Consider the following 305-nt stretch of genomic DNA (forward strand, 5'->3'; position numbering starts at 1 on the left):
TAATTGTACAAAAAAGGAGGTCTCGACTCCACTCGACCTGACATCACGAAAGTCATTCCGAGCACCTCCGCTGCGCTCCGAACAGGCTCTGTCGCTGGGTCCCCGGAGAATACGATGCTCAAACTGAAAAAATGAAGCTGTACTACGTTTATATACTGGAATGTTCAGATAAACTCCTCTACACCGGAATAACCAACGATATTTCCAGAAGATTAGATGAGCATAACGCAGGTGTAGATAAAAACAGTTTCACGTTCAAAAGGAGACCCGTAGAAGTCATTTTTTATCAGGAATTCAATGATGTG

At 43.3% G+C, this 305-nt stretch carries 1 protein-coding gene; it reads left to right on the top strand.

What is annotated here, in order from left to right; all coding sequences use genetic code 11:
- Positions 1–131 precede the first annotated feature (131 nt).
- The coding region (locus HC175_RS22640; protein ID WP_168140047.1) for a GIY-YIG nuclease family protein at positions 132–305 on the top strand (174 nt) is incomplete at its 3' end.

This window comes from Salinimicrobium oceani (genome assembly GCF_012037645.1).